The following is a 2060-nucleotide window of genomic DNA, read 5'->3' on the forward strand; positions in this document are numbered from 1 at the left end:
GCGGCCGGGGTCGAACCGGCACGTCCTTGCGGACACTGGATTTTGAGTTCTATGAATACACTTTTTAAATCTTATATCCTTGATTTAATAGGGTTTTGGGACTTTTAAATCTTGCAAAATAGACTCTTTTTTCAAATTTTGGTAACTTTTTTGTAACTCATCTTTCTCTCTTAAATAACTACTTCCATAAATAGTGAGTCGATAATCTTATTTCTTAGTTATCTCATTTGTCAAATTAAGCTAGACAATTTCACCTGACTCAGAAAAACTTGATACGGAGTTTGGTAGTTCAAGGACTTCCTTGGGATTCGATTTCGCTTATCAAGTACAGAAAAAACAAATTAAACTATAGTCCGTTAAAAATTAGAGGTATCGTAGTTAGTTTACATATCTATCAAGTGTCTATAGTAATAAACTTCATTATTAAAATAAAATGTATTAGTATCAAAGCAACTATCTCAACTTGATTGGTTACTATAATACATCCCTACTAATATCAAAAAGCCACTGTTTCCAGTGACTTCATAATACCTTTCGCTCAAAAATATTTACGTTTTTACCAACAAAGCTACACACTCAGCGGTTCGCTGTTACCTTAAATTTCGTTATGAAACAAGTTTATTTCTTTCTAACGTCCTCAAGAACCTCATCGCCTTTCAACTCAAAGACTCTGTGATTCTATTATTTGTAAAACTTCTTTCATATTTTCAACTTTCCATTGCGCTTTGTCATTAAAAAATGGTAATCGGCTATCATAATAACCAATAGTTGCAATTCCGGCGCTAGTTGAAGATTCAATTCCAGAGTATGAATCTTCAATTGCAATACATTGTTCTGCTTGCAATTCTAACTTATGTAGCGTTGTTAAATAGATAGACGGATTTGGCTTACTTTCTACAAAATTCTCTCCGCTAACGATGACATCAAAATATTTTTTTATGTCACACCTTTCTAAAACTTCATTAATATGCTCATATTTTGATGATGATGCTACAGCTAATTTGATTCCGTTTTTCAATGCATAGTCAATAATTTTTAGAATTTCTTTTCTAAAAAGTAAAGAATAATCAATTTTTTCATATCTCTCATCACTAAAAGAAGCATATTCTTTTTCTATAGTTTTTATATCATATTGTTTCCCAATAAATTGCTGTAAAAGCCTATAAAGATTAAAATATGATTTACCAACTAATACCAATAGCTCAGAATCTTCGTAACTAGATTTTGGATTAAGGTGTTTGATAAAATCTTTCTGTATTAGAAAATCTTGGTACTCTGTATCAACTATAACTCCATCCATATCGAAGATTATACCTTTCAAATTCATAAATCCTCCTTTAAAATCCAAATCTATCATATATAATACCCGTGTTGCTAGTTGATAAAAAATCCTAAATTATAGACCAAAATAGCCCGTTCGATCTCTAATTGCAAACCTGCTAAAGAGCGAGCAAGCGGATGTTCAATGTTAAACAATGCATTTAGGACAGAGATCCGAGTTTCGATGGTCCTTCGGATTGCCAGGATAGCAGGATTGTTGTGCTCAGCTGCTCCTTTCATATTTTTACGAATCGGCGTCAAAAAGTCTATTCCCTTGGCTTCCAATCGTTTTTTCAGTTCCTTACCCAAGTAGCCCAAATAACTACTATTTGGGCAAAATGTTACTTAGTTTCTTTTTAAATGAGCAATGAGTAACTTAATAAGATAAGCTAGAACTACAAGTGATAATAGAAAGAAAATAGAATAAATAAAATAGATTTGCATATTGGACACCTCCTAAATAAAAGAGATAAGCCATCCTGCCCTCAATATTATTGTACTCCCACTTAAAAGCGGTGTCAAGCATTATGATAAATAATACTAGCACCTATGGTGAATTTAAAATCCAAAAAACAAACCATCAATCTGCATTAAAATAATCATAAACCTCTTTATATGGAATTCCGTTAATATTTTAGACACATTTTGGGAGGAAATTTTGAAGACTAGCGTCCTTCTATTTTTCCCAATAAGTTTTAACTTCTTCAAAAATCTTATTCAAAAGTTCTGCATCTTTTTCT

2 protein-coding genes and 1 pseudogene are annotated in these 2060 nt (G+C 31.8%); all 3 read right to left on the reverse strand.

From position 1 onward, the window contains the following. Window positions 1-230: 230 nt before the first annotated feature. Window positions 231-341, reverse strand: a pseudogene (locus ADM33_RS11650) (IS30 family transposase); the annotation flags it as partial. A 320-nt stretch (window positions 342-661) separates the two neighbouring features. Further along, entirely contained in the window at window positions 662-1327 is a 666-nt protein-coding gene (locus ADM33_RS03665) for an HAD family hydrolase (RefSeq protein ID WP_003005418.1), read from the reverse strand. Window positions 1328-1374: 47 nt separating this feature from the next. Then, window positions 1375-1638, reverse strand: coding sequence for a transposase (locus ADM33_RS03670; RefSeq protein WP_006155666.1), 264 nt, complete (start codon window positions 1636-1638; stop codon window positions 1375-1377). Between the last annotated feature and the right edge of the window lie 422 nt (window positions 1639-2060).

Source organism: Streptococcus oralis, from assembly GCF_001075875.1.
GTDB classification, from domain to species: Bacteria; Bacillota; Bacilli; order Lactobacillales; family Streptococcaceae; genus Streptococcus; species Streptococcus oralis_I.